We start from the raw sequence: 24,402 nt of genomic DNA, 5'->3' as shown, positions 1-24,402 counted from the left end.
ACCCGGTGATCGACTTTTTTGCGTCCCTGCCGGTTCCGGTGAAAGCGCCGTAGCGCGTCGCCGTGATCAGCAGGGTCGACCATTATGTCGCGACGCCCGGAGCTTGTGAAGCCCTCGTGAGTCGATTCGCGCGAATGATTCAGGCGGGGACGAGGCGGACACGCGCGAAGGTTCGCTTGCCGACCGCCAGAACGCCCTCGAATCCGGCCTGAAAAGCACGCCCTGCGTCTTCGAAGACCTCGCCGTCGATGCGAACGGCACGCTCCTTGAGCTTGCGGTTCGCTTCCGAGTTGCTCGGGGTCAGGCCGGCGGCCGTGAGCAGGGCCGCGATGCGTAGACCCTCTGCCGGAACGGCGACGTCGGTCAGGGGCAGCTGGGCGGTGTCGCCCTCGCCGCGCACGGCCGCATTCCAGCCTGCGACCGCCTGCTCCGCCGCGGAAACACCGTGGAAACGCGTGGCCAGTTCGCGGGCCAGGCGCATCTTGAGGTCGCGCGGATTGAGCGCGCCGGCTTCGATGTCGCCACGTAGGCGCTGCGCCTCGGCGATCGAGATGTCGAAGCTCAGCAGATCGATCCAGCGCCACATCAACGCGTCGTCGACCTTCATCGTCTTGGTGACGATGTCGATCGCCGGCTCGTTGATGCCGATGTAGTTGCCGAGCGACTTGCTCATCTTGTTGACGCCGTCGAGGCCCTCGAGCAACGGCATCGTCAGCACGATCTGCGGCTTCTGGCCGAAGTGTTCCTGCAGGCCGCGCCCCATCAACAGGTTGAATTTCTGGTCGGTGCCACCGAGCTCGACGTCGGCCTTCAAGGCGACCGAGTCGTAGCCCTGCACGAGCGGATACAGGAACTCGTGGATGGCGATGGATTGGTGCGCGGCGTAGCGCTTGGCGAAGTCGTCGCGCTCGAGCATGCGGGCGACGGTGTGCTGGCCGGCGAGCTTGATCATGTCGGCCGCCGACATCGCGCCGAACCATTCGGAGTTGAAGCGCACCTCGGTGCGCTCGCGATCGAGCACCTTGAAGACCTGCTCGGCGTACGTCTTCGCGTTGGCCTCGACGTCGTCGCGCGTCAGCGGCTTGCGGGTGACGTTCTTGCCGGTCGGGTCGCCGATCATTCCGGTGAAGTCGCCGATCAGGAAGATCACCTGATGGCCGAGGTCCTGGAACTGCCGCATCTTGTTGAGCAGCACGGTATGGCCGAGATGCAGGTCCGGCGCAGTCGGGTCGAAACCCGCCTTGATGCGTAGCGGGCGCCCGTCCTCCAGCCGCTTGGCAAGCTCGTCGGGCTTGAGGATCTCGTCCGCGCCGCGCGCGATGAGGTCGAGGGCGTCCTGGTTCGACATGGATCGGGTCTCACGGAACGTCGCGATTTGCGACCCCAGTCCAGTGAAGGACCGGTGAAAAGTTAAGTGGATGTAAAACGGACGTTGACGAAAAAAACCATTTACATCAATGGTTTGACGCGTCGATCTCGCGTGTCTATTTTACGGTCGTGACGGGGCCTATACGGTCCCGGTGGGGAACAAGCAGCATGACAGACACCGCCTCGGCGCGCCGCGCGCGCCTGGATGCCCTTCGTGAGGAAACGCTGCACCGTCCGGTGACGGCGCACGAAGGACACGGGTTCAACGGACGCTGGTCGCGCAGGCAGTGGGCGCACGCGAGCCTGTTCGCGACCGCCGCGATGCTGGCGGCGGCGATCGTACCGGGCTTCGATCGTCCCGTGGTCACCCGCGGCCACGCGCCGGCGCCGCGTCATTCGATGGCGCTCGCGCTGCCGCCGTTGCGCCTGGCGCAGCAGCAGGGTGACAGCTGGCAGATCGTGCAGGTCAAGCGCGGGCAGACGCTCGCGTCGATCATGAAGGACCTCGACGTCCCGCAGGCGCAGCGCGACCAGCTTCTCGCGCAGCCGGCGGTGAAGAACCAGCTGGCGCGTTCGATGAAGCCGGGCATGCAGCTCGCGTTCGACCTGCCCGTCGGCGGCGGCCTGCGTGCATTCCGCTTCGACCAGGACGACAGCCATCGCGTCGAGCTGACCTTCGCCAACGGCGACGTGCAGCAGAACGTGCTGGTCAGCCCGACCGAGACGCGCACCGTGGTGCTCAGCGGCAAGGTCGGCAAGTCGCTGTACGCGTCGGCGCGCAAGCTGGGCCTGACCAGCGCGCACGTCAACACGCTCACCGACGACATGTTCAAGTACGACATCGACTTCAATGACGATGTCGGCGCCGACGACCGCTTCAGCGTGGTGGTCGAACAGACCTGGCGCGACGGCGAGATCGTCGCGACCGGCCCGGTGCTCGCGGCGACGTTCACCACCGGCGCCACGCTGCACTCCGCGTTCCGCTTCGAACGCGACGGCAAGCCCGAATACTTCACCGCGGACGGCCGCTCGCTCAAGCGCAGCTTCATCCGCATGCCGATTCCTTACGCGCGACTGAGCTCGGGCTTCGGCAACCGCTTCCATCCCGTGCTGGGCCGCATGCGCATGCACAAGGGCGTGGACTACGCCGCGGGCACGGGCACGCCGATCATGGCGGCGGGCGATGCGCGCGTGGCGTTCGTGGGCTGGAAGGGCGGCTATGGCCGCGTCGTCGAACTCGACCACGGCCGCGGCTACTCGACGCTTTACGGCCACATGTCGGCGTTCGGCAAGGAACACGTCGGCCAGCGCATTTCGCAGGGCACAGTGATCGGCTACGTCGGCGCGTCGGGCCTGGCGACCGGCCCGCACCTGCACTACGAATTCAAGGTCAACGGCGCGCAGCGCAATCCGCTGTCGATCACCATGCCGCCGGCCGAACCGCTCTCGGGCGCAAGCTATGCCGCGTTCCGCACGCAGACCCGCACCGCGCTCGCGCGCATCCGCGAAGTCGAGAACATCATCTACGCGGGCGACGACGAACCGCAGGTGGCGAAGGCGGCGACGAAGCCGGACGCGAAGACGCACCGTCGTTCGTGACATGACGACATCGATGCCGGCCGACGGGCTTTACGTCGGCCTCATCTCAGGAACGAGCGCCGACGGCATTGACGCGGCGCTCGTTCGTTTTGGGGCCGGTGTATCCGACACCGGATGCCGCCTCGAGCACGGCGTGGTGGTGCCGTGGGACGACACGCTGCGCGCACGACTGGTCGCGCTCGGCCAGGGCGGCGACGCACGCGGGCTCGACGAGATCGGCACGCTCGACGTGCAGGTCGGCGGAGCGTTCGCGAACGCGGTGCACGAGCTGCTTGCAGTTGCGGGCGTCGCTGCGCGCGACGTGGTCGCGATCGGTTCGCACGGCCAGACGATTCGCCATCGCCCGGCCGGTGCCGTGTACGACGGCGCGAATCCTTTTACGTGGCAGATCGGCGACGGCAATGTCATCGCCGAGCGCTGCGGTATCGCGACGGTCGCGGACTTCCGCCGTCGCGACGTGGCAGCCGGCGGGCAAGGCGCGCCGCTGGTGCCGGCATTCCATGCGGCGATGCTGCATTCGGATGCCGAAGATCGCGCCGTGCTGAATCTTGGCGGCATCGCCAACTTCACCTTGTTGCCGCGTTCTGGCGACGTGCGCGGTTTCGACACCGGGCCGGCGAACGCCTTGCTCGACGCCTGGTGCCTGCGCCATCGCGGCGAAGCGTTCGATCGCGACGGCGCGTTCGCAGCGAGCGGTCGCATCGACGATGCGCTGCTGGCGCGCCTGCTCGATGAGCCGTGGTTTTCGCTGCCGCCGCCGAAGAGCAGTGGACGCGAGCAGTTCCATCTCGACTGGGTCGAGGCCAAGCTCGGCGGCGGCGAATCCCGTGCCGACGTGCAGGCGACGCTGCTCGAGCTCAGCGCCGCGACGGTTGCGAGGGCGCTGCTCACGCATCAGCCGTCGACGCGCCGCGTGCTGGTCTGCGGTGGCGGCGTACGCAATCCGGCGCTGATCGCACGCATCGCCGCGCACCTCCCGAACTGCACGATCGAAGCCACCGATGGGCACGGCCTGGACGCGGATTTCGTCGAAGCCATGGCGTTCGCGTGGCTGGCGCGGCAGACGCTCGCCGGCCTGCCGGGCAACGTCGCGGCGGTGACCGGCGCGAAAGGTCCGCGCGTGCTCGGTGTCGTCTATCCCGCGTAGCGCAATGCGGCGACGGACGCCTGCGGTTACGCGGTCGACGGTGCGGCAACCGCCATGCGTTCGCGCAGTCGCGGCGTCAGAGCGACGAACAGCATCATGGCTGGCGCCAGCGCGAGCACGGTGATTACGAAGTACATGCCGTAGCCGGTGGCCTCGGCGATGCCGCCGGCGAAGAAGCCGAGCAACTTCCCGGGCAGGTTCACGAGTGAACTCAACAGCGCGTACTGCGTTGCCGTGTGTTCGCGGTTGACCAGCGACGAGAGGAACGCGACGGTCGGCGGCCCGAGCATGCCGAGGGTGAGGTTCTCGAACGAGATCACCATCGTCAGCACGCCGAGATCGCCCTTGTGTGCGGGCAACACGAGGTACAGCAGGTTGCACATGCCGCAGATCACGATCATGGCGCCGAGCGACTTCCATGCACCCCAGCGCGCCACCATCGCGCCGCCGAGGAACACGCCGACGATGCCGATCCAGATTCCGTAGAGCTTGGTGATCGAACCGATTTCGGTTTTCGAAAAGCCCATGTCGCGATAGAACGGGCTCATGATCCCGCCGATCGTCGCCTGCTCGGGCACCTTGAACAGCAGGATGAAGGCGAGGATCGTCAGCGCGAGCGGAACGCCGTAGCGACGGAAGAAGTCGACGAAGGGCTCGACGACGGCGACCTCCATCGCGTGCGCCCAGCCGTGCGTCTGCACGGGGCGCACGTCGGGTTCGCGCGCCATCACGTTGGCGACGATCGGCACCAGCATCACCGCGGCCATCACCACGTACACCACCGACCACGCGATGTGGTCGGCCATGATCGCCGCGGCCGCGCCCGCGATGACCAGCCCGATGCGATAGCCGAGCGAATACGTCGCAACGAGCGCGCCCTGCGCTTCGAGCGGCGCGATCTCGATGCGGTAGGCGTCCACCGCGATGTCCTGCGTGGCGCCGAAGAACGCGACGGCGACGGTTGCGAGTACGAATGCCTGCAGGTGCAACGGCGTCAGCGCCGCCATCGCCAGCAGGGCGAGCATCACGCCGATCTGCGCGAACAGCAGCCAGCCGCGACGACGCCCGAGCCGCGCGAACGCCGGCAGTTTCCAGTGGTCGAGCAGCGGCGCCCATACGAACTTGAAGGTGTAGAGCAGGCCCGCGCTCGCCACCATCGTGATCTTCTTGAGTTCCAACCCCTCGTCCTTGAGCCAGAACGCGAGCGTGCCGGCGACGAGCAGGAACGGCAGCCCCGACGAGAAGCCGAAGAAGAACATCGTCCACGACGCGGGATGCGTGAACGCCTGCCAGGCCGAGACCTTTTTCACCGGCGGCGGCGGAATGTTGGCCGTGGCGGGCTCGCTCGGCAGTCGGACGTTTTCAGAGGTCATAGTCGACGATATAGGGCGCGTGGTCGGAGAACCGCGGCTCGCGGTGCGTTTCGCAATGACGGATCGCGTCGCGCAGGTTCGGCGTCACGAGCTGGTAATCGATGCGCCAGCCTACGTTGTTCGCGCGGGCCTGTCCGCGATTGCTCCACCACGTGTATTCGCCGGCTTCATCGGGCTTGTGCACGCGGAAGCTGTCGAGCCAGCCGAGATCGCCCGCGCAGGGCGAGCCGTCGCCGTGGGTGTCGGCGATCATCGCGTTGAGCCAAGCGCGTTCGTGCGGCAGGCAGCCGGTCTGTTTCTGGTTCGACGTCCAGTTGGTGATGTCGCGACGTGATCGCACGATGTTCCAGTCGCCACAGACGATGTACTTGCGGCCGCTGTCGAGCCATTCGCGCAGGATCGGCGCGAACCAGTCCATCACCGATTCCTTGAAGCCCTGGCGCGCGTCGCCACTGGTGCCGGACGGCACGTACACCGACACCACCGACAGATCACCGAAGCGCGCTTCGATGTAGCGCCCTTCCTCGTCGAAGTCGTCGCGTCCAAGGCCCGTGCGCACGTCGTCGGGTTCGCACTTGCTGTAGATCGCGACGCCGCTGTAGCCCTTCTTGGTCGTTGCGTCGCGGAAATTCGCGTGGTAGCCCGGCGGGATGAGTTCGGGAAGGCGCAACTGGTGTTCCTGCGCTTTCGTTTCCTGCACGCAGACGATGTCGGCGTCCTTGTCGCGCATCCAGTCGATGAAGCCTTTCTTGGCGGCCGAGCGCCAGCCGTTGGCGTTGAAGCTGATGACGCGCATGCGTGATCCGGACGGGGTACCGACGCCAAGCGTAGCCGCTCGCTGCTTTACGATGCCGGTTCTTCGTTGCATGACTGCCCGCCATGGCCGACCACCGCACCCGTTTCCTCGAGCTCGCCCTGCGCGTCGACGCGCTGCGCTTCGGCGAATTCACGCTCAAGTCCGGCCGCACCAGCCCGTATTTCTTCAATGCGGGCCGCTTCGACTCCGGCGCGGCGATTGCCGAACTCGCGGGCTGCTATGCGGACGCGGTCGATGCCGCGAACGTACAGTTCGAACTGCTGTTCGGACCGGCCTACAAGGGCATTCCGCTGGCGACCGCGCTGGCCTGCGAATTCGCGCGTCGCGGGCGCGACCTGCCGGTCGCGTTCAACCGCAAGGAAGCCAAGGACCACGGCGAAGGCGGCCTGCTGATCGGCGCGCCGCTCGACGGCCGCCGCGTGCTGATCGTCGACGACGTGATCACCGCCGGCACCGCGATCCGCGAGGCGCTCACGCAGATCCGTGCGGCCGGGGGCGTGCCGGCCGGCATCGTGATCGCGCTCGATCGCCAGGAGGCCGTCGACCCTGCGGTGTCCCGACGCTCCGCGGCACAAACCGTCGCGGACGAGCAGGGCCTGCCCGTGATCGCCGTCGCCCGTCTCGCCGACCTGCTCGAGTTCACCGCCAGCGATGCCGACCACGCCCGTCGCGAGCGGCTGTTGGCGTATCGCGCCGCCTACGGTTGCGAGTAAGGCCCGCTGGCGCGAAAGTTGCTTGGTTCGTGTCGACACGACCGCCCAACGGCCCGCCATGACCCGCTCCCCGCTGCTCGCCCTCGTCCTGCTCGGCCTTGCCTCGACCGCGCACGCGCAGTCGGCGCCGGCCAAGAAGCTCTATTGCTGGAACGAAGGGGGCCGCAAGGTCTGCGGTGACGCGCTGCCGTCGAGCGCGGTCGACGCCGCGCGCACCGAGTTCAACGCCAAGAGCGGCATGGCGACCTCGCAGCTCGGCCGCGCGCTGACGCCGGACGAGCAGGCCGCCGCAGCGGCGCAGGCCAAGGCGCAGGCCGATGCGGCCGCCGCCACCGAGGCCGAGCACCGCCGGCTGATGGCGATGATCGAAACCTTTGCGACCGAGGCCGACCTGCGCAAGGCGTTCGGCGAGCGCGTCTCGCTCAATGCGGATGCGATGAAGACGGCGCGCATGGGCATCGACGGCCTGCGCCAGAGCCTGGTGTCGCGCCTGCAGCGTGCCGGGGAAATGGAGCTCAATAAGAAGCCGGTGCCGAAGAACCTGCAGGCGGAGATCCGCGCGCAGCACGGCCAGCTGATCGCGCAGCAGGCGGCGCTGGCGTCGCTGCAGTCGCAGGCGACGACGCTGCAGTCGCAGCTCGACGACGCGGTCGCGCGTTATCGCGAATTGAAGCCGCAGCCGGGCGCGACGCCGACGGCCACGCCGGCAGGCTGAGTCAGCGCGGCCCGCGTCAGGGCAGCAGCTCGATCCCGAACGGACGGACCGCCCACGCGGTGAGTGCGAAGCAGGCGATGGTGATTGCCGCCGATGCCGCGAGCGTCGGCCAGAACCCGATGCGCGCGAGCAGCATCGGGAACAGCAGGAACATCGGCAGCGTCGGCAGCACGTACCAGAACGTGTAGTACGCGTGGTTGGCGAGCTTGGCCTGCGGCTGTTTCTCGACGTGCAGCCAGACCAGCGCGAGCACCGTCACCAACGGCACCGCCGCAATGAAACCGCCGAGCCGGTCACTGCGCTTGGCGGCCTCCGACACCGCGACGACGATCGCCGCGGTGACCAGGTATTTCACCGCGAGCCAGGCCATCGCGCGTCAGAACGGCAGCACGAGGTCCGGCTGCAGCGCATGCAGCTGCTCGCGGAACGCCGCCTGGATGCGCAGCAGCGCTTCCGACGAATCCGCATCGAAGCGCATCACGAGCACCGGCGTGGTGTTGGACGCGCGCACCAGGCCCCAGCCGTCGGCGTAGTCGACGCGCAGGCCGTCGATGGTCGACAGGCGCGCGCCCTCGAACTTGGCCTCCTCGCGGAAGCGGTCGACGAACGCATGCGGATTGCCGTTCGGCGCGTCCACCTTGATCTCCGGCGTCGACACACCGTTGGGCAGCGCGTTGAGCGTTTCGGTCGGCGTGCGCGGCTGCGTGGCGAGGATCTCCATCAGGCGCGCGGCGGCGTAGATGCCGTCGTCGAAGCCGTACCAGCGCTCCTTGAAGAAGAAGTGGCCGCTCATCTCGCCGGCCAGTTCCGCGTCGGTTTCGCGCATCTTCGCCTTGATCAGCGAATGGCCCGTCTTCCACATCAGCGGGCTGCCGCCGTGGCGCAGGATGTGGCCCGGCAGGCGCCCGGTGCACTTCACGTCGAACAGGATCACTGCGCCCGGATTGCGCTCGAGCACGTCGGCAGCGAACAGCATCAGCAGGCGATCCGGGAAGATGTTCTGGCCGTCGCGCGTGACCACGCCGAGGCGATCACCGTCGCCGTCGAAGGCGATGCCGAGATCGGCATCGAGGCGCTCGACCATCTGGATCAGGTCGACCAGGTTGTGCGGCTCGCTCGGGTCGGGATGGTGGTTCGGGAACGTGCCGTCGATGTCGCAATGCAGCGGGATCACTTCCGCGCCGATCGCCTCGAGCACGCGCGGGCCGATGTCGCCGGCCACGCCGTTGCCCGCGTCGATCACCACCTTGAGCGGACGGTCGATCTGGATGTCGGCGGCGATGCGCTGGACGTAGTCCTCGGCGATGTCGCGCTCTTCCACGTTGCCCGGGGTCGGTGCGGTGTGCAGGCGGTCGTCGGCGATGCGCGAGTACAGGTCCATGACGGCGTCGCCCGATAGCGTCTCGCCGCCGACCACGATCTTGAAACCGTTGTAGTCCGGCGGGTTGTGGCTGCCGGTGACCGACACGCAGGAACCGGCGCGCAGGTGGTAGGCGCCGAAGTACACGACCGGCGTCGGCGCCATGCCGATGTCGAGCACGTTGCGGCCGGCGCGGCGCAGGCCGGTGATCAGGCCTTCGACCATCGCCGGGCCCGACAGGCGACCGTCGCGGCCGACCACGATGTCGCGCAGGCCCTGCTCCTGCATCACGGTGCCGATGGCCTGGCCGATCAGCTCGGCGATGCCGGCGTCGAGGCTCTGGCCGACCACGCCGCGGATGTCGTAGGCGCGGAAGATGCCGCGATCGAGCGCGAGCGTCTGCTTGACCGCCTCGGGCGTCTCGCCGACGGGCATCGGCGGCTGCGCGGTGGGACGCACCACGTCGGCGAGCGTCGGCGCGTCGTCGACTTCGGCCACCGTCGCCTTGCCGCGACGCGCGAGCAGCTTCGGCAGCGACAGCACCAGCATCGCCAGCAGCACGAACACCAGCGTGGCGATCGCGCAGCCGACCCAGCCCAGGCCGAACGGGCCGCCGGCGACGTCCGGCACGGCGACGGCGACGCGCAGCTCGCTGCCCGGCACCTTCCCGGCCAGCGCTTCGGCGCTGTCGGCGAGCGCGGGATTGCCCTTCTCGGCGAGGTTGGCGTTGCCCTGGCGCAGCGCGATGTAGTTGTCGTCGCCGATGTCGGCGTTGCCCACTGCCTCGGCCAGCGGGGCGATCGGCAGGCGCACCAGCGCGACCGCCGGGGTCTTGCCGGCGTCGACCGGCGCGGCGATCGCGATGAAGCTGTTGGCGCCGTCGCGCATCGCCCAGGCGATCGGCTTGCCGGCCGCGACCGCGGCTTCCAGCGCGGCGACGTGGCCGTAGCCCGGGCCTTTGTTGCCCGGCGCGCCGAGCGTGTCGTAGAGGCCGTCGAGCGCGGCCGGGCGCACTTCGCCGCCGCTCGCGCCCTTCCAGCCGGCCGTGAGTTGCTCGGCGGCGCGGTCCATCAACCCGTTCTTGAGCGCGTCCTGCACGCCGGGGCTGGCGAGCTGGTCGGCGAAGCGCTTCTGCGCGGTGACCAGCATCGACTGCGCCGCGTCGACGACCGCATCGCGCGCGGCCGCGACGTCGCTGCGACGCGCCTCGTCGCGCCATTGCGCCCAGGCATTCCATCCGAACCAGCCGGCGAGCAGCAACGCGAACCCCGCCAGCAGCGGGATCAGCGGCTTCAGACGGTCGACCTGGGCATTGGACATCGCGATTACTCCCTGCAACTCACTGCATGTTGTTCAACGCACGCCGGTGTGGCCGAAGCCACCTTCGCCGCGCGCACTCGTTTCGAATTCGTCGACCACCTGGAACTTCGCACGCACGATCGGCAGCACGACCAGCTGGGCGATGCGATCCCCCGGCTCGATCGTAAAAGCCGCGTCGCCGCGGTTCCAGATGCTCACCATCAGCGGGCCCTGGTAATCGGCGTCGATCAGGCCGGTGCCGTTGCCGAGCACGATGCCGTGCTTATGGCCGAGCCCCGAGCGCGGCAGGATCACCGCGCACAGCGTGGGGTCGGCGATGTGGATCGACAGCCCGGTCGGCACCAGCTGCGTTTCGCGCGGCGCGATGGTCAGCGGTGCATCGAGCCCCGCACGCAGGTCGACGCCGGCGCTCGCGGCGGTCGCGTATTCGGGCAGTGGCCACGCCGCGCCGTAGCGCGCGTCGAGCAGGCGGACTTCGATGGTGCGTTCGGTCATGCGAGGCGCGCCTCGATCAGGTCGAGCAGGCGGTCCGCGATGCCGGATTTCGCGCCGGGGCCGAGCGTGGTGGCGCCATTGGCGTCGTACACCACCAGCGTGTTCACGTCGCTCTCGAAACCGCTGCCTTCCACGCCGACGCGATTGGCCGCGATCAGGTCGAGCTTCTTCGCGACGAGCTTGCCGCGCGCATAGGTTTCGACGTCGTGCGTCTCCGCGGCGAAGCCGACGACGAGCTGCGGACGATTCGGATGCGACGCGACCTCGGCAAGGATGTCGCGCGTGCGAACCAGCTGCAGCGTGAGGCCATCCTGCCCCGGCAGCTTCTTGAGCTTGTCCGGCGAGATCGACACCGGCGTGTAGTCGGCGACGGCGGCGGCTCCGATGTAGACGTCGCACGGCAGCGCGGCCATCACCGCGGCATGCATCTGCGCCGCGCTGCGCACATCGATGCGCTTGATGTCGGGTGGCGTCGGCAACGTCACGGGTCCGGCGATCAGCAGCACGTCCGCACCGCGCGCGGCGGCGCTGGCGGCGACCGCGAACCCCATCTTCCCGCTACTGCGATTGCCGAGGAAACGCACGGGATCCAGATCCTCGAACGTCGGCCCGGCACTGACCACGACACGACGCCCGGACAACGCGCTCATGCGGCCTCGCCCGACAGCGCGCGCACGATCGCCATCGGCTCGGCCATGCGGCCTTCGCCGATCTCGCCGCAGGCCTGGTCGCCCGCGCCGGGGCCGATCACCAGCACGCCGCGATCGCGCAGCGTCGCCACGTTCGCCTGCGTCGCCGCATTCGCCCACATCACGCGGTTCATCGCCGGCGCGATCGCGATCGGCGCTTCGGTCGCCAGGCACAACGTGCTGACCAGGTCGTCGGCGAAGCCGTGCGCGATCTTCGCGATCGTGTTGGCGGTGGCCGGTGCAATGACGACCACGCTCGCCCAGCGCGCGAGTTCGATGTGACCCATCGCGGCTTCGGCGTGTTCGTCCCACAACGACGTACGCACCGGCTGGCCCGACAACGCCTGGAAGGTCGCGACGCCGACGAAATGCAGCGCGTTCTCGGTCATCGCCACGCGCACCTCGGCGCCGGCGTCGCGCAGGCGACGCACCAGGTCGGCGGACTTGTAGGCGGCGATGCCGCCGGTCACGCAGAGCAGGATGCGATGGCCGGAAAGCGCGGTCACAGGGCGGAAAAGTCCGACGGAGAAAGCGGCCGACAGCTTACCCGAACGCCCGGAATCGCCCGATTCGCGACGTGCCGTGCGTCACGTTGCAATGACCGCCGACGAAGACGTCCATGGAGGGACGCATGCGCATCCACGACTGGCCGGCCGCCGAGCGGCCGCGCGAGAAGCTGCTAGCGCGCGGGGCGGGTGCGCTGTCGGACGCCGAACTGATCGCGCTGTTCCTCGGGTCGGGCCTGCGCGGGCAGGACGCGGTGACCACCGCGCGCGCCCTGCTCGCCGATCACGGCCCGTTGCGACGCGTGCTCGAGCGGCCGCCGGTCGACCTCGCCAAGCTGCGCGGCGTCGGCCCGGCCCGCGCCTGCACGCTGGCTGCCGCACTGGAGATCGGCCAGCGCGTGCTGGCATCCGAACTGGAGCGCGGCGACGCACTGACCGACCCGCCCTCCGCCGGCCGCCTGTTCGCGAAGCGGCTGCGGCCCATGGACCACGAGGTATTCGCGGTGATGTTCCTCGACACCCGACACCGCATGCTCGCGTTCGAAGAGATGTTCCACGGCACCCTCGACGGCGCCGAGATCCATCCGCGCGACGTCGCCCGCCGCGCGCTGGCCCACAACGCCGCGGCACTGATCGTCGGGCACAACCACCCCAGCGGGAATCCGGAGCCCAGCGCCGCCGATCGCGCCGTCACCGCCCGGCTGAAGCAGGCGCTGGCGCTGGTCGACGTGCGGCTGCTCGACCATTTCGTGGTCGGCGACGGGCCGCCCGTGTCGATGGCGGCGCGCGGCTGGGTGTGAGGGCGCGACGGGCCCGCCGTCGCGCGTTGTGGGCGGCGGCGCGCCGACGTCGAGCGCGGCCCGACCGTACAATGCCGCCCCGTCCAGCAGTCCCGGATCGTCCGTGAAATCGACCCTCCGCGCCCTCGTCGAGCAGGCCATCGACGCCCTGCGCGCCGCCGGCACGCTCCCCGCCGACGCCGCCTCGCCCGACTTCGTGATCGAGCGGCCGAAGAACCGCGCGCAGGGCGACTTCTCGACCAACGCCGCGATGCTGCTGGCCAAGCCGGCGAAGTCGAACCCGCGCGCGATCGCGCAGGCGCTGGTCGACGCACTGCCGGCCAACGAGCAGATCGCGTCGGTCGAGATCGCCGGCCCCGGCTTCATCAACTTCCGCATCGCCGAAGGCGCGTGGCGTTCGACGCTGCGCGACGTCGCGTCGCAGGGCGACGCGTTCGGCCGCAACGCCAGCGGCGAAGGCCGCCGCGCCGGCGTCGAATACGTGTCGGCCAACCCGACCGGCCCGCTGCATGTCGGCCACGGCCGCGCGGCGGTGATCGGCGACTGCATCGCGCGCGTGCTCGAAGCCAACGGCTGGGACGTGGCGCGCGAGTTCTACTACAACGACGCCGGCGTGCAGATCCAGAACCTCGCGATCTCCACGCAGGCGCGCGCGCAGGGCAAGGGCCCGGACGACGCGGGCTGGCCGGAGGACGGTTATCGCGGCGACTACATCAAGGACGTGGCCGACGCCTACCTGCGCGGCGATTCGGTCGAAGTCGAAGGCCATACGGTGGTCGGCGCCAAGGATCCGGACGATCTCGACGCGATCCGCGCATTCGCCGTCGCCTACCTGCGCCGCGAACAGAACCTCGACCTCGCCGCGTACGGCGTGTCGTTCGACGTGTATTTCCTCGAGTCCTCGCTGTACACCGACGGCAAGGTCGAGGAAACCGTGCGCGAGCTGATCGCCCACGGTCACACGTACGAGGAAGGCGGTGCGCTGTGGCTGCGCACGACGGACTTCGGCGACGACAAGGACCGCGTGATGCGCAAGTCCGACGGCACGTACACCTACTTCGTGCCCGACGTCGCCTACCACCTGTCGAAGTGGCAGCGTGGCTACCTGCGCGCGATCACCGAACTCGGCGCCGACCACCACGGCTCGCTGGCGCGCGTCAAAGCCGGACTGCAGGCGCTCGACACCGGCATTCCGCAGAACTGGCCCGAATACGTGCTGCACCAGATGGTCACGGTGATGCGCGGCGGCGAGGAAGTGAAGCTCTCCAAGCGCGCCGGCAGTTACCTCACGCTGCGCGACCTGATCGACGAAGTCGGCGCGGACGCCGTGCGCTGGTTCCTGATCGCGCGCAAGCCCGATTCGCAGCTCACGTTCGACATCGACCTCGCGCGCAGCCAGTCACTCGACAACCCGGTCTACTACGTGCAGGTCAGCCATGCGCGGATGTGCGGACTGATGCGGCAGCTGAAGGAGCGCGGCCTGTCGTTCGACCTCGACAACGGCGTCGCGCAACCGCTCGACCTCGACGACGCGACCACGCACGAACTCGTCGCGACGCTGTCGCGCTACGCGGAAGTGGTGGAGACCGCCGGTCGCGACCTCGAGCCGCACCAGATCGCCGCGTACCTGCTCGAACTCGCGCAAGCGTTCCAGTCGTACTACAACGAACACCAGATCCTGGTCGACGACGCGAACGTGCGCGATGCGCGCCTCGCGCTCGCTTCAGCGACGCGTCAGGTGATTTCCAATGGACTTGCGCTGCTGGGCGTGTCCGCCCCCGAGGTGATGTGATGGCGCAGAAGCGCAGCAAGACCCAGGCGCGCCGCGCCGGGGGTGGTGGTGGCGGTAGCGGCGCAATCCCCGGTTGGGCGTGGCTAGTGATCGGCGTGGGCATCACGCTGCTGGTCGTGCTCGTCGCGCCCAAGCTGATGCATCGCGACAACGACGGCTTCTTCCGCCCGACACCGAACCCCGACGCGCAGCCGAAGGCCGCCAGCGACGAGGCGGTGGTCGACGACGAAGTCGCCGACGACAAGGCGCTGCCGAAGCCGACGACTGCCGGCAACGACGACTCGAAGAAGAAGCAGGATTTCGACTTCTACACGCTGCTGCCGGGCAAGGAAGTGCCGATGACCGACGCGGAACTCGCAGCGAGCGAGGCGGCGGAGAAAACGCGACAGGCAGCGCAGGCGAATGCAGCGGCGCAGGCCACGGCGAACACCACCGTCGCAACGACGACCGACGCGAAGCCGCTGCCCGCGCCGGTCGACGAATCCGCGCCGAAGCCGGCGTCGACCGATACGCATGCGACGCCTGCGGCATCGACCACCACGTCGACGACGGCCGCGGCCGCAACGTCGCCCGCCGACACCCACTACATCCTGCAGGCGGGCGCGTTCCAGGCGTCCGGCCAGGCCGAAGAGTTGAAGGCGAAGATCGCCCTGCTCGGCCTCGGCGCGCGCGTCGAATCGGCACAGATCAGCGGCAAGACGGTGTATCGCGTGCGCATGGGCCCGTACGGCACCGCCGGCGAACTCGCCGACGCCAAGCGCAAGCTCGCCAGCGGCGGGCTGTCGGCGATGGCGGTCAGGACGAACTGATCGCACGCGCGCCGTGTGTCGCGCGCGTGGCCAATGTTGTTTGCGACATGGGATTCATCGCGAGGCCGCACGTGTGCGGCCTCGTTCGTTTCGGGTGGCGCGCGGGCGTCGGCCGCGCTCACGCGCACATCCGCCGGCGTCGCCCGCGCGCGCGCCATCAGTGCATCGCACGTGTTGTCGAACAGTGCCCTCCACGCAGCATCAATCGGCCGACGGCATGGCGGCACTCGCGCGTCGTCCGGACCGAACACGACGCGACCGCGCTGACGTCGACGAGTCGACGGCACGCCTTGCGCGCCGCCCATCGCCGCAACTGGCGCGACGATCGGCGCAGACGCAAACGGTGATGTCCGCCGCCGCGCAGCGCCGCGGAGAACGCCTAGACTCGGCTCGCCCTTTCTTCCGGACACGTGCCGATGCCGCCGATCCCGCCGCCCCGCCGACTCGTTGCCTGCGCCGTCGCCTTGGTGGTGCTGGTCGTGTTGACCGGCGCGCTGTTCCTGCTGCATCGCTCCGATGGCGGTTGGGCAACGCCGCTGGGCTCGATCGAAATCCTCGACCTGCTGGCCGTGGCGATCGCGATGGGCATCGGCGGCGCAGTCGCGCGCCAGGGCTTTGCCCCGGCGGCGGTCGGACTGGTGCTGCTGATCGGCATCACCAGCTCGATGGCGGCCTACGGCGGGGCGCCCGCCGTCCACGGCGGCGCGTTGCACTGGCTGCTGCGCAATACCGCGCTGCAGCTCGTGCTCTCGGCGTTCGTTGCCTGGGGTGCGGCGGTCGGCGGCGAACGCTTCGCCGCGACGCGCCGCGCGCGCTCAGCGTGAGCGCTTGAGCGCGATCAGCGCGGAGGTATCGGCGTCGCCGAGGCCGCGCTCGGTGACCAGCTCCGCGTAGTCCGCCAGCGCCTGGTCGATCACGGTGGTGCGGATGCCGGTGGCCTGCGCCATGCCCTGCACGATGCGCAGGTCCTTGAGCATGTGCGCGTTCTTGAAGCCGGGCGTGAACTCGTCGCGCAGCATGGTCGCGCCGCGCTTGTCGAGAAACCAGTTCGATGCCGCGCCGGCCATCAGCGTCGGAATCAGGCGCTCGGGTTCGAGGCCGAGCTTCTCGGCGAGTGCGAGACCTTCGCACACCGCTTCATTGATGCCGGCGACCAGCACCTGGTTGATCGCCTTGGTCGCCTGGCCCGATCCGGTGTCGCCCATGTGCGAGATGCGCGCGGCATAGCACTCGAGCACCGGGCGCGCCTTCTCGAGCACGTCCGCGTCGCCGCCCGCCATCACCGACAGCTTGCCGTTGCGCGCGCCTTCGACGCCGCCCGACACCGGTGCGTCGATGAAGCCGATGCCGTGCTCGGCGCACATCGCGGCCGCACGTTTCGCGGTGTCGACGGAGACTGTCGAATGATCGATGACCACGGAACCCGGACGCAGCACGTCGGCGAGCCCCGCCACGTTCTCTAGCACGTCGGCATCGAGCGGCACGCACAGCGCGACGACGTCGCAGTCGGCGAAGTTCTGCGCCGAACGCGCGGCGCGCACGCCGAGTTCCGCGGCGAGCGCGTCGGCCTTGTCCTGCGTGCGCGTGCCGACCGCGGTCAGCAGTCCGCGCGAATGCACATGCCGCGCCATCGGCGCGCCCATTGCGCCGAGGCCGATGAATCCGGTTTTCATTGTTCGTTCCCCGCGCGCCGTCAATCGAACGGCGCGTCGTCCAGATAGGTGTAGCCGGTGAGGCCTGCTTCGAGTGCCTCGTTGAGCCGCAGCGTTTCGTCGGCGGCGAGCCCGGCGGCCGCGACCTTGTCGCGATAGGCCTGCCGGAGCTGGGCGATATCGTACCCGACGTAGTCGAGCATCACGTCGATGGTGTCGCCGCGGCGCTGCTGGACGAACTCGAAGCCCGCGTCGCTTACCTGAACAGCCACGGCGTCGGTGTCGCCGAACAGGTTGTGGATGTCGCCGAGGATTTCCTGGTACGCGCCGACCAGGAAAAAGCCGAGGCGATACACCTCGCCCGACCGCGGCGGATGCACCGGCATCGACGTCGACAGCGTTTCGTTCTCGACGTAGGTGTCGATGCGGCCATCGGAGTCGCAGGTGAGGTCGGCGATCACGCCGCGACGCGTCGGCGCTTCGTCGAGGCGCTCGATCGGCACGATCGGGAACACCTGCTGGATCGCCCAGACATCCGGCATCGATTCGAACACGCTGAAGTTGACGAAGTACTTGTCGACCAGGCGTTCGTCGAGCTCGTCGAGCACTTCGCGCTGCGTCTTTTCGGCGGGCGACAACCGTTCGCGCACGCCGTTGAGGATCGCGTAGTAGAGATCGTCGATGCGCGCGCGATGCACGAGGTCGATCTGGCCGGTGACGTAAGCGTCCAGGCCTTCGGCGTGGTAGTGCGTGGCTTCGTGGAACAGTTCCACCGCCGGGCGCGTCTGCAGTTCCGCATGCACGCTGCGCAGGTGGCGGATCACCAGCGGTTCGTCGTCGTGCGCGTCGGGCACGCGGCCTTCCGGCGCGCGTTCGACTTCACTGACATTCGTGACCAGCACCGCGTGATGCGCGGTCATCGCGCGGCCGCATTCGGTGACGATGCGCGGCGGCGTGAGGCCGTGTTCCTCGCAGGCATCGGCGAGCGGCTGCACGATGTTGAGCGCGTACTGCCGCACGCCGTAGTTGATCGAGTAGTAGCTGCGCGAGCGCGTGCCTTCGTAGTCGATGCCGAGGCCGCCGCCGACATCCATGTACTGCACCTTCGCGCCCAGGCGCGAGAGCTCGATGAAGTAACGCACCGCTTCGCGCATGCCGTTGGCGATGTCGCGCACGTTGCTGATCTGCGAGCCCATGTGGAAATGCAGCAGGCCGAGGCAGTCGCCCATGCCGGCGTCGCGCAGGCGCTTCCAGAGGTCGAGCACCTGCCGCGGCGACAGCCCGAACTTCGCCTTGTCGCCGCCGCTGTTCTGCCACTTGCCGGCGCCGAGGTTCGCGAGGCGCATGCGCACGCCCAGGCCCGGCTTCACGCCGAGCGCTTCGGCTTCCTCGATGACGAGCTGCAGCTCGGAAGGCTTCTCGACGACGATGTACGTCTCCAGCCCGAGCTTGCGGCCGATCAGCGCCAGGCGGATGTACTCGCGATCCTTGTAGCCGTTGCAGACGATCAGGCCGCCGGGGCGCGACAGCGCCATCACCGCCATCAGCTCGGGCTTGCTGCCGGCCTCGAGGCCGAAGCCTTCGCCCATGTTCGACGCCAGCGTGCCGGCCACCGACTGGTGCTGGTTGACCTTGATCGGATAGACCGCGGTGTAGCCGCCGCCGTACTCGGTTTCATTGATCGCCCAGGCGAACGCGTCCTGCAACTTGTGCAGGCGGTCGGACAGGATCTGCGGGAAGCGCACCAGCACCGGCAATTGCGCGCCGCCTTCGAGCGCGCGATCCACCGCTTCGGCGAGCGCGATGGTCGGCCCGCCCACGCCCTGCGGATGCACGCTGACGCGGCCGGCAGCGTCGACGTCGAAATAGCCTTCCGACCAGTACGGGATCGAATAGGTCTTGCGGGCCAGGTCGGTCGACCAGTCGGACATCGGGCGCACCCCAGCGAGGAAGGCGCGCATTCTAGGGCCAGCGGCGTGACCGATCGCCGATTGCGGCGGGACGCCGGTCCGGCGGCTGCGATACGCCGGTTCAAGAAGCCTGAAGGCCGGCCGATCCCGGTGGATCCCCAGCGGCCGTGCGGCCCCGCCGTCCGTTACGCTCGCGACCTGCCCGTGCTCCGACGCCTCCTCGTCATCCTCGCCGCCGCCGCGACGCTCACCGTCGCGCCGGCCCATGCCGCGCCGTCGGCCACGGCGTTCGATCGCCTGTTCCTGCAGATCGACGACGGCGAGATCGCAGTGGACGACGAGCGCCAATCCGCCGAGGCGCTGGTCCGCCTGCACGCGGCGCTGCCGGCGGGCGACGCCCACCGCGCCCGGCTGTACCGCGCGATGGTCTGCGACCTCACCTTCATCAAGGACAACCGCGCCGGGCTGGCGTTTGCACGCCGCGAGCTCGACGACGCCCGCGCCGCAGGCGACGTCGCCGCGCAAGCGCACTTCACCTACTGCGAGGGCTTCGCGCTGGAGTCCGCCGACCCCGCCGGCGCCTGGCGCGCCTACGCCCGCGGGCTGCAGCTGTCGCGCCGTGCCGAGGATGCGCGCCTGATCGGCGACGGCTACACCTTCCGCGGTGGCATCGCCTCGCTGCAGGGCGACCACGCACGCGCGCTGCAGGATTTCCTTGCGGCGCAGGCCGTCTTCGACCGCGCGCGGCTCGCGCGTCGCTCCGAAACCAACCTGCTGAACATCGGCATGGCCTACCGCCGCATGGGCCTGTACGCCGAGGCGATGGGCTACCTGCGCGACACCGAGGCCTACGCGCGCCGCATCGACAGCGTGCCTGACCTCTATGCCGCGCTGATGCAGCAGGGCTATGCGTTCGAGGAACAGGGCCGGGGCGACGCCGCGGTGGAACGTTTCCGCGCGGCGCTGGACGTCGCCCAGCGCTCCGACGGGATCGATCGCGGCTACGCCCAGCTGGGGCTCGCCCACGCCTGGCTCGCGGCCGGCAAGCCGACCCGTGCGCTCGAGGCGGTGGCCGACGCGCGCCGCGAACTCACCCGCGAAGGCATCGCCGGCGACGAGCCGATGCTCGACCAGGCCGAAGGCGTCGCCCAGGCCGCGCTCGGCCGCCACGACGCCGCGGTCGCCGCCTTCGATCGCGCCGAACCGTTGATGCGCGCCCAACAGAGCACCCGCTACCTCGCGCTGCTGCACCAGGCCCGCGCCCGCAGCGAGGAAGCGCTCGGCGACCCGCTGGCGGCATTGGCCGACCTGCGCGCTTACAGCCTCGTCAGCCAGCGCCTGCAGGCCTCGGCCGACGACCAGCGGGTGACGCTCGCGCGCATGCAGTTCGACGCCGGCCGTCGCGCGCTCGAGCACGCCCGCCTCGATCTCGAACGCCGCCGTCGCGAACGGGAGATCCGCGCGCTGGAACGCCAGCGCCCGTGGCGATGGACCGCGCTCGGCCTCGGCGCGGCGCTGATCGCCGCGCTGGCCGCGCTTGCGCTGCTGCAGTCCCGCGAATCCCGCCGCCTGCGCCTGCTCGCGCTCACCGACCCGCTCACCGGCCTCGCCAACCGCCGCGGCCTGCGTCGCCTCGCCGAGGACGCGTTCGCCAGCGCACAGGCCGACGGCCGGCCGGTCAGCGTGGTGCTGCTCGACCTGGACCACTTCAAGCGCGTCAACGACCAGCACGGCCATGCGACCGGCGACGTGGTGCTGGTGGAGGCCACCCGTGCGCTGGCCGACGCGCTTCGCCCGCAGGACCGGATCGGCCGCACCGGCGGCGAGGAGTTCGTGGTGATCCTGCCCGGCACCCGCCGCGAGGACGCCGAAGTCATCGCCGAGCGGCTGCGCGTCGCGGTCGCCGCGCTCGATGTCGGGCGCGTGGTGCCGGGGCTCGCGGTCAGCACCAGCGCCGGCGTCGCCACCTCCCGACCGGCCGACGACCGCTTCGACGACCTGCTCGGCCGCGCCGACGCCGCGCTGTATCGCGCCAAGTCGACGGGCCGCGACCGCGTGGTGACCGCCGACTGAGCATCGAGGCCCGGTCCGCTACACTCGGGTGTTTGCCGGATTCCGGCCCGAGATGCAGAGCGCCATGAGCGAACCCACCTGGCAGTACGAGAACTTCGAGCACACCGGCTCGGCCATCGGTTACCGCGTCCGTCGCAAGCTCGACGAAGTGCAGTCGCCGTTCCAGAAGATCGAGATCTTCGAGACGACGGACTGGGGCAACCTCATGCTGATCGACGGCGCGGTGATGCTCACCACGCGCGACAACTTCCTCTACCACGAGATGATGTCGCACCCCGCGCTGTTCACGCATCCGAATCCGAAGCGCGTCGTCATCATCGGCGGTGGCGACTGCGGCACGCTGCGCGAAGTGCTCAAGCACCCGGGCGTCGAATCCGCCACGCAGTGCGACATCGACGAGCAGGTGACGCGCATGGCCGAGAAGTGGTTCCCGGAGCTGTGTGATTCGAACAACGACGCACGCGCCGAACTGCTGTTCGACGACGGCGTCGCGTACATGAAGAACTGCGCGCCGGGCAGCGTCGACATCGTCATCGTCGACTCCACCGATCCGGTGGGCCCCGCCGAGGGCCTGTTCAACAAGGCCTTCTACGAATCCTGCTTCCGCGCGCTGAAGGACGACGGCATCCTCGTCCAGCAGTCCGAATCGCCGCTCGCACTGCTCGACCTGATCCGCTCGATGCGCGCCGAAATGCGCAAGGCCGGCTTCTCGACGTTCAAGACCCTGCCGTTCCCGCAGCCGTGCTACCCGACGGGCTGGTGGAGCTGCACGCTGGCGCGCAAGGGCGGCGGCTTCGACTTCCGCGAGAAGGACGCGCGTGACGCGGGTCTCAAGACCCGCTACTACACGGCCGATATCCATCGCGGGGCATTGGCGACTCCGCCGTTCGTCGCCGAAGCTCTGGACGACTGAGCCCGCCCGCCCGCTCGTCCTCCGACGATGCGGGCGCGCCGACGAATCCCGATGCCACGAACCCGCGCGTCGCTGCTGGCCCTGACGCTCGCCGTCCTTACGGCGACGAACGCGCACGCGCAATCGGACCGCGCCGCCGCGTTCGACAAGCTGTTCGACCAGCTCGACAGCGAACGCCTGAACCCGGCGACGCCGGAAGCGGCGAAGGCGGAGATCGCGCGCCTGCGTGCGCTGGTGCCACCCGGCGATCGTCGCCGCGAACTGCTCTACGAATCCACCGAATGCTTCCAGCCGCCGGAAGACGTGCGCGCCTCGCTCGCCTACGCGCAGCAGGGCGTGGCCGCGGCGAAGGCGCTGGACGACGCCGAAGTCGAATCGCGCTTCCAGCTCTGCGAAGCGTCGGTGCAGGAAATGCTCGGCGAGGTGCAGACCTCGCTGCAGCAGTACACGCGCGGCATCGAACTCGCGCGCCGCTCCGAGCACCCGGCGCTGGTCGGCGACGGCATGGTGCTGCGCGGCAACCTGTATTCCTACCTCGGCCGCCACGCCGAGGCGCTGATCGACTTCACCACCGCGCAGCATCTGTACGACAGCTCGCGCCAGGCCGAACGCTCGGAAGGCAACCTGCAGAACATCGCGGTGGCGTACCGGCGCATGGGCGAAACCGAGAAGGCGCGCGAATACCTCGAACGCAGCCGCGAGATCGCCAAGCGCCACGACGACTGGCCGAGCCTCGCGGTCGTCGCGGTGCAGATGGGCTTCCTGTACCAGGACATCGGCCGTCCCGACCTCGCGCTGCCGCAGTTCGAGGAGGGCGTGCGCATCGCGCGCCAGCGCCTGGACACCTCGCTGGTCGCCGGCACGCAGCTCGCGCTCGCGTCGTCGCAGGTGGAACTCGGCCGCTATGCGCAGGCGTTGGCGACGGTGCAGACGTCCAAGGCGGGTTTCGCCAGCGTCGGCGACGTCGGTGACGCCGGCATGCTCGCGGTGATCGAAGCGCGCGCGCGTGCGGGCCTCGGCCAGAACGACCAGGCGCTCGCACTGTACGCCGGCGCCGAGAAGATCCTGCAGGCGGACCAGAACGACCGCTATCTCGAGATGATGTATCCGCACCGCGCGGCGCTGTACGAGCGCACCGGCAACGCCGCGGCCGCGCTCGCCGACTACAAGCGCTATCTCGCGCTGCGCGAAAAACGCCTCGCCGCACGCAGCGAACAGCGCACGCTGATGCTGCGCCAGCAGACCGACGCCGCGCAGCGCGACTTCGAGAACCAGCGCCTGCGCACCGAGAAATCGATGCGCGAGCAGGACGTGCAGGCGTTGCTCAAGGCGCGCCGCTGGCAGCGCATCGCGATCGGCCTCGGCATCGCGCTGATCACCGTGCTCGGAGTCCTCGTCGGCCGGCAGATCGTGCGCACGCGCAAGCTGCGCCTGCTCGCGTCCACCGATGAACTCACCGGCGTCGCCAACCGGCGTCGCATCGAGCTGATCGGTGCGGATGCCGTCGCGCAGTCACGCGCCGACGAACGTCCGCTATGCGTGATCGCCTTCGACATCGATGGCTTCAAGGCGATCAACGATGCGCACGGACATCTGGTCGGCGACCAGGTGATCGCGCGCGTCGCCGAAACGTGCCAGCACACGCTGCGCCAGTTCGACGAGATCGGCCGCATGGGCGGCGAGGAATTCGTGGTGCTGTTGCCGGACACCACCATCGACGCCGCGAGCCAGGTCGCCGAGCGCCTGCGCGCGAATGTCGAAGCGCTGGATTTCCGCGACGCCGCGGCGGACCTGCGGGTGACGATCAGCGTCGGCGTCACCCCGCTCGCGCCGCGCGATGCGGGGCTGGCGGACCTGATCGCGCGCGCCGACCAGGCGCTCTACCAGGCCAAGGCCGCCGGCCGGAACTGCGTGCGCACGACCTGAGCCGTGCGCGATGACGCGCTAGAGCGCGTCGGCGTCGAGTTCACCGGTGCGGATGCGCACCACGCGTTCGAGGTCCCACACGAAGATCTTGCCGTCGCCGATCTTGCCGGTGCCCGCCGCCTTCATGATCGCCTCGACCACCGCGTCGAGCTGGTCGTCGGCCACCGCGACCTCGAGCTTGATCTTGGGCAGGAAGTCGACGACGTACTCGGCGCCGCGATAGAGCTCCGTATGGCCCTTCTGCCGACCGAAACCCTTCACTTCGGTGGCGGTGATGCCGGCCACCCCGACTTCGGACAACGCTTCGCGAACGTCGTCGAGCTTGAACGGCTTGACCACGGCCATGACCATCTTCATCGGCATCCTCCTGTGCCCGCGCAGCATAGCGGCAAGCGCCGACGCCGCGTTCGCGCGCGCCGGTGCAG

The 24,402-nt window shown here is 69.3% G+C and carries 20 protein-coding genes and 1 pseudogene; 11 read left to right on the top strand and 10 right to left on the bottom strand.

Annotation, left to right across the window (positions count from 1 at the left end; genetic code table 11):
* Window positions 1-139: 139 nt before the first annotated feature.
* Window positions 140-1,348, bottom strand: a complete 1,209-nt coding sequence (gene tyrS / locus ACKTTN_RS04535) for a tyrosine--tRNA ligase (RefSeq protein WP_407908678.1) — start codon at window positions 1,346-1,348, stop codon at window positions 140-142.
* A 188-nt stretch (window positions 1,349-1,536) separates the two neighbouring features.
* Here tyrS and ACKTTN_RS04530 point away from each other — a divergent pair, with 188 nt between their 5' ends.
* Window positions 1,537-2,967 (top strand): M23 family metallopeptidase, encoded by a 1,431-nt coding sequence (locus ACKTTN_RS04530; RefSeq protein WP_407908677.1) that lies wholly within the window; start codon window positions 1,537-1,539, stop codon window positions 2,965-2,967.
* 1 nt (window position 2,968) lies between these two features.
* Window positions 2,969-4,114 carry an anhydro-N-acetylmuramic acid kinase gene (locus ACKTTN_RS04525; RefSeq protein WP_407908676.1) on the top strand — a complete coding sequence of 382 codons (1,146 nt, stop codon included), beginning with the start codon at window positions 2,969-2,971 and terminating at the stop codon, window positions 4,112-4,114.
* A gap of 26 nt (window positions 4,115-4,140) precedes the next feature.
* Here ACKTTN_RS04525 and ACKTTN_RS04520 read toward each other — a convergent pair whose 3' ends face one another.
* The gene (locus ACKTTN_RS04520; RefSeq protein WP_407908675.1) at window positions 4,141-5,487 is read right to left on the bottom strand and encodes an AmpG family muropeptide MFS transporter; all 1,347 of its coding nucleotides are present in this window, start codon (window positions 5,485-5,487) and stop codon (window positions 4,141-4,143) included.
* Window positions 5,477-6,283: an exodeoxyribonuclease III gene (locus tag ACKTTN_RS04515; protein ID WP_407908674.1), complete on the bottom strand. Its 807-nt coding sequence runs from the start codon at window positions 6,281-6,283 to the stop codon at window positions 5,477-5,479. The genes ACKTTN_RS04520 and ACKTTN_RS04515 overlap by 11 nt, the downstream gene beginning before the upstream one ends.
* An 83-nt stretch (window positions 6,284-6,366) precedes the next feature.
* On the opposite strand from ACKTTN_RS04515, the gene pyrE reads away from it, so the two are divergent.
* Window positions 6,367-7,017, top strand: a complete 651-nt coding sequence (gene pyrE, locus ACKTTN_RS04510) for an orotate phosphoribosyltransferase (protein ID WP_407908673.1) — start codon at window positions 6,367-6,369, stop codon at window positions 7,015-7,017.
* Window positions 7,018-7,075: 58 nt separating this feature from the next.
* Window positions 7,076-7,732: a hypothetical protein gene (locus ACKTTN_RS04505; protein WP_407908672.1), complete on the top strand. Its 657-nt coding sequence runs from the start codon at window positions 7,076-7,078 to the stop codon at window positions 7,730-7,732.
* A 16-nt stretch (window positions 7,733-7,748) separates the two neighbouring features.
* Here ACKTTN_RS04505 and ACKTTN_RS04500 read toward each other — a convergent pair whose 3' ends face one another.
* From ACKTTN_RS04500 to coaBC, 4 genes and pseudogenes are all read right to left on the bottom strand, one after another.
* Entirely contained in the window at window positions 7,749-8,102 is a 354-nt protein-coding gene (locus tag ACKTTN_RS04500; RefSeq protein ID WP_407908671.1) for a DUF3147 family protein, read from the bottom strand.
* Window positions 8,103-8,108: 6 nt separating this feature from the next.
* A complete protein-coding gene (locus ACKTTN_RS04495) occupies window positions 8,109-10,412 on the bottom strand; it encodes a phosphomannomutase/phosphoglucomutase (RefSeq protein ID WP_407908670.1) in 2,304 nt (767 codons plus the stop codon).
* A 33-nt stretch (window positions 10,413-10,445) separates the two neighbouring features.
* Window positions 10,446-10,907: a dUTP diphosphatase gene (dut, locus tag ACKTTN_RS04490; protein WP_407908669.1), complete on the bottom strand. Its 462-nt coding sequence runs from the start codon at window positions 10,905-10,907 to the stop codon at window positions 10,446-10,448.
* Window positions 10,904-12,102: pseudogene (gene coaBC / locus ACKTTN_RS04485) on the bottom strand (bifunctional phosphopantothenoylcysteine decarboxylase/phosphopantothenate--cysteine ligase CoaBC). The gene dut and the pseudogene coaBC overlap by 4 nt, the downstream one beginning before the upstream one ends.
* Before the next feature lie 125 nt (window positions 12,103-12,227).
* Here coaBC and radC point away from each other — a divergent pair.
* The 4 genes from radC to ACKTTN_RS04465 all read left to right on the top strand — a co-directional run bounded on the left by radC (window position 12,228) and on the right by ACKTTN_RS04465 (window position 16,327).
* Window positions 12,228-12,902: a RadC family protein gene (gene radC, locus ACKTTN_RS04480; protein WP_407908668.1), complete on the top strand. Its 675-nt coding sequence runs from the start codon at window positions 12,228-12,230 to the stop codon at window positions 12,900-12,902.
* A gap of 103 nt (window positions 12,903-13,005) precedes the next feature.
* Window positions 13,006-14,694, top strand: coding sequence for an arginine--tRNA ligase (gene argS, locus ACKTTN_RS04475; protein WP_407908667.1), 1,689 nt, complete (start codon window positions 13,006-13,008; stop codon window positions 14,692-14,694).
* The gene (locus tag ACKTTN_RS04470; protein ID WP_407908666.1) at window positions 14,694-15,503 is read left to right on the top strand and encodes an SPOR domain-containing protein; all 810 of its coding nucleotides are present in this window, start codon (window positions 14,694-14,696) and stop codon (window positions 15,501-15,503) included. Before argS ends, ACKTTN_RS04470 begins: the two co-directional genes overlap by 1 nt.
* A gap of 416 nt (window positions 15,504-15,919) precedes the next feature.
* Complete coding sequence (locus tag ACKTTN_RS04465; RefSeq protein ID WP_407908665.1) at window positions 15,920-16,327, top strand: hypothetical protein; 408 nt, start codon at window positions 15,920-15,922, stop codon at window positions 16,325-16,327.
* On the opposite strand, the gene ACKTTN_RS04460 is transcribed toward ACKTTN_RS04465, so the two are convergent.
* The gene (locus tag ACKTTN_RS04460) at window positions 16,319-17,176 is read right to left on the bottom strand and encodes an NAD(P)-dependent oxidoreductase (protein WP_407908664.1); all 858 of its coding nucleotides are present in this window, start codon (window positions 17,174-17,176) and stop codon (window positions 16,319-16,321) included. The genes ACKTTN_RS04465 and ACKTTN_RS04460 overlap by 9 nt on opposite strands.
* A 20-nt stretch (window positions 17,177-17,196) precedes the next feature.
* Complete coding sequence (speA, locus tag ACKTTN_RS04455; protein WP_407908663.1) at window positions 17,197-19,086, bottom strand: arginine decarboxylase; 1,890 nt, start codon at window positions 19,084-19,086, stop codon at window positions 17,197-17,199.
* Between the two features lie 183 nt (window positions 19,087-19,269).
* Here speA and ACKTTN_RS04450 point away from each other — a divergent pair, with 183 nt between their 5' ends.
* The 3 genes from ACKTTN_RS04450 (at window position 19,270) to ACKTTN_RS04440 (ending at window position 23,977) form a co-directional block, all read left to right on the top strand.
* Entirely contained in the window at window positions 19,270-21,138 is a 1,869-nt protein-coding gene (locus ACKTTN_RS04450) for a diguanylate cyclase (RefSeq protein ID WP_407908662.1), read from the top strand.
* A gap of 64 nt (window positions 21,139-21,202) precedes the next feature.
* Window positions 21,203-22,051 (top strand): polyamine aminopropyltransferase, encoded by an 849-nt coding sequence (gene speE / locus ACKTTN_RS04445; protein WP_407908661.1) that lies wholly within the window; start codon window positions 21,203-21,205, stop codon window positions 22,049-22,051.
* A 51-nt stretch (window positions 22,052-22,102) separates the two neighbouring features.
* Entirely contained in the window at window positions 22,103-23,977 is a 1,875-nt protein-coding gene (locus tag ACKTTN_RS04440; protein ID WP_407908660.1) for a diguanylate cyclase, read from the top strand.
* Window positions 23,978-23,995: 18 nt separating this feature from the next.
* On the opposite strand, the gene glnK is transcribed toward ACKTTN_RS04440, so the two are convergent.
* Window positions 23,996-24,334 (bottom strand): P-II family nitrogen regulator, encoded by a 339-nt coding sequence (gene glnK / locus ACKTTN_RS04435; RefSeq protein ID WP_407908659.1) that lies wholly within the window; start codon window positions 24,332-24,334, stop codon window positions 23,996-23,998.
* Between the last annotated feature and the right edge of the window lie 68 nt (window positions 24,335-24,402).

It is taken from the genome of Lysobacter claricitrinus (genome assembly GCF_045866565.1).
Taxonomy (GTDB): domain Bacteria; phylum Pseudomonadota; class Gammaproteobacteria; order Xanthomonadales; family Xanthomonadaceae; genus Cognatilysobacter; species Cognatilysobacter claricitrinus.
This window is presented reverse-complemented; position numbering and strand designations above follow the sequence as displayed.

Excerpts from the sequence above, each read along its gene's own strand:
- glnK (WP_407908659.1), bottom strand. The coding sequence starts at position 24,334 with ATGAAGATGGTCATGGCCGTGGTCAAGCCGTTCAAGCTCGACGACGTT.
- ACKTTN_RS04515 (WP_407908674.1), bottom strand. The coding sequence starts at position 6,283 with ATGCGCGTCATCAGCTTCAACGCCAACGGCTGGCGCTCGGCCGCCAAG.
- ACKTTN_RS04465 (WP_407908665.1), top strand. The coding sequence starts at position 15,920 with ATGCCGCCGATCCCGCCGCCCCGCCGACTCGTTGCCTGCGCCGTCGCC.
- radC (WP_407908668.1), top strand. The coding sequence starts at position 12,228 with ATGCGCATCCACGACTGGCCGGCCGCCGAGCGGCCGCGCGAGAAGCTG.
- ACKTTN_RS04500 (WP_407908671.1), bottom strand. The coding sequence starts at position 8,102 with ATGGCCTGGCTCGCGGTGAAATACCTGGTCACCGCGGCGATCGTCGTC.
- speA (WP_407908663.1), bottom strand. The coding sequence starts at position 19,086 with ATGTCCGACTGGTCGACCGACCTGGCCCGCAAGACCTATTCGATCCCG.
- ACKTTN_RS04505 (WP_407908672.1), top strand. The coding sequence starts at position 7,076 with ATGACCCGCTCCCCGCTGCTCGCCCTCGTCCTGCTCGGCCTTGCCTCG.
- speE (WP_407908661.1), top strand. The coding sequence starts at position 21,203 with ATGAGCGAACCCACCTGGCAGTACGAGAACTTCGAGCACACCGGCTCG.
- ACKTTN_RS04460 (WP_407908664.1), bottom strand. The coding sequence starts at position 17,176 with ATGAAAACCGGATTCATCGGCCTCGGCGCAATGGGCGCGCCGATGGCG.
- ACKTTN_RS04525 (WP_407908676.1), top strand. The coding sequence starts at position 2,969 with ATGACGACATCGATGCCGGCCGACGGGCTTTACGTCGGCCTCATCTCA.
- dut (WP_407908669.1), bottom strand. The coding sequence starts at position 10,907 with ATGACCGAACGCACCATCGAAGTCCGCCTGCTCGACGCGCGCTACGGC.
- ACKTTN_RS04530 (WP_407908677.1), top strand. The coding sequence starts at position 1,537 with ATGACAGACACCGCCTCGGCGCGCCGCGCGCGCCTGGATGCCCTTCGT.
- pyrE (WP_407908673.1), top strand. The coding sequence starts at position 6,367 with ATGGCCGACCACCGCACCCGTTTCCTCGAGCTCGCCCTGCGCGTCGAC.
- ACKTTN_RS04470 (WP_407908666.1), top strand. The coding sequence starts at position 14,694 with ATGGCGCAGAAGCGCAGCAAGACCCAGGCGCGCCGCGCCGGGGGTGGT.
- ACKTTN_RS04520 (WP_407908675.1), bottom strand. The coding sequence starts at position 5,487 with ATGACCTCTGAAAACGTCCGACTGCCGAGCGAGCCCGCCACGGCCAAC.
- ACKTTN_RS04495 (WP_407908670.1), bottom strand. The coding sequence starts at position 10,412 with ATGTCCAATGCCCAGGTCGACCGTCTGAAGCCGCTGATCCCGCTGCTG.
- ACKTTN_RS04440 (WP_407908660.1), top strand. The coding sequence starts at position 22,103 with ATGCCACGAACCCGCGCGTCGCTGCTGGCCCTGACGCTCGCCGTCCTT.
- tyrS (WP_407908678.1), bottom strand. The coding sequence starts at position 1,348 with ATGTCGAACCAGGACGCCCTCGACCTCATCGCGCGCGGCGCGGACGAG.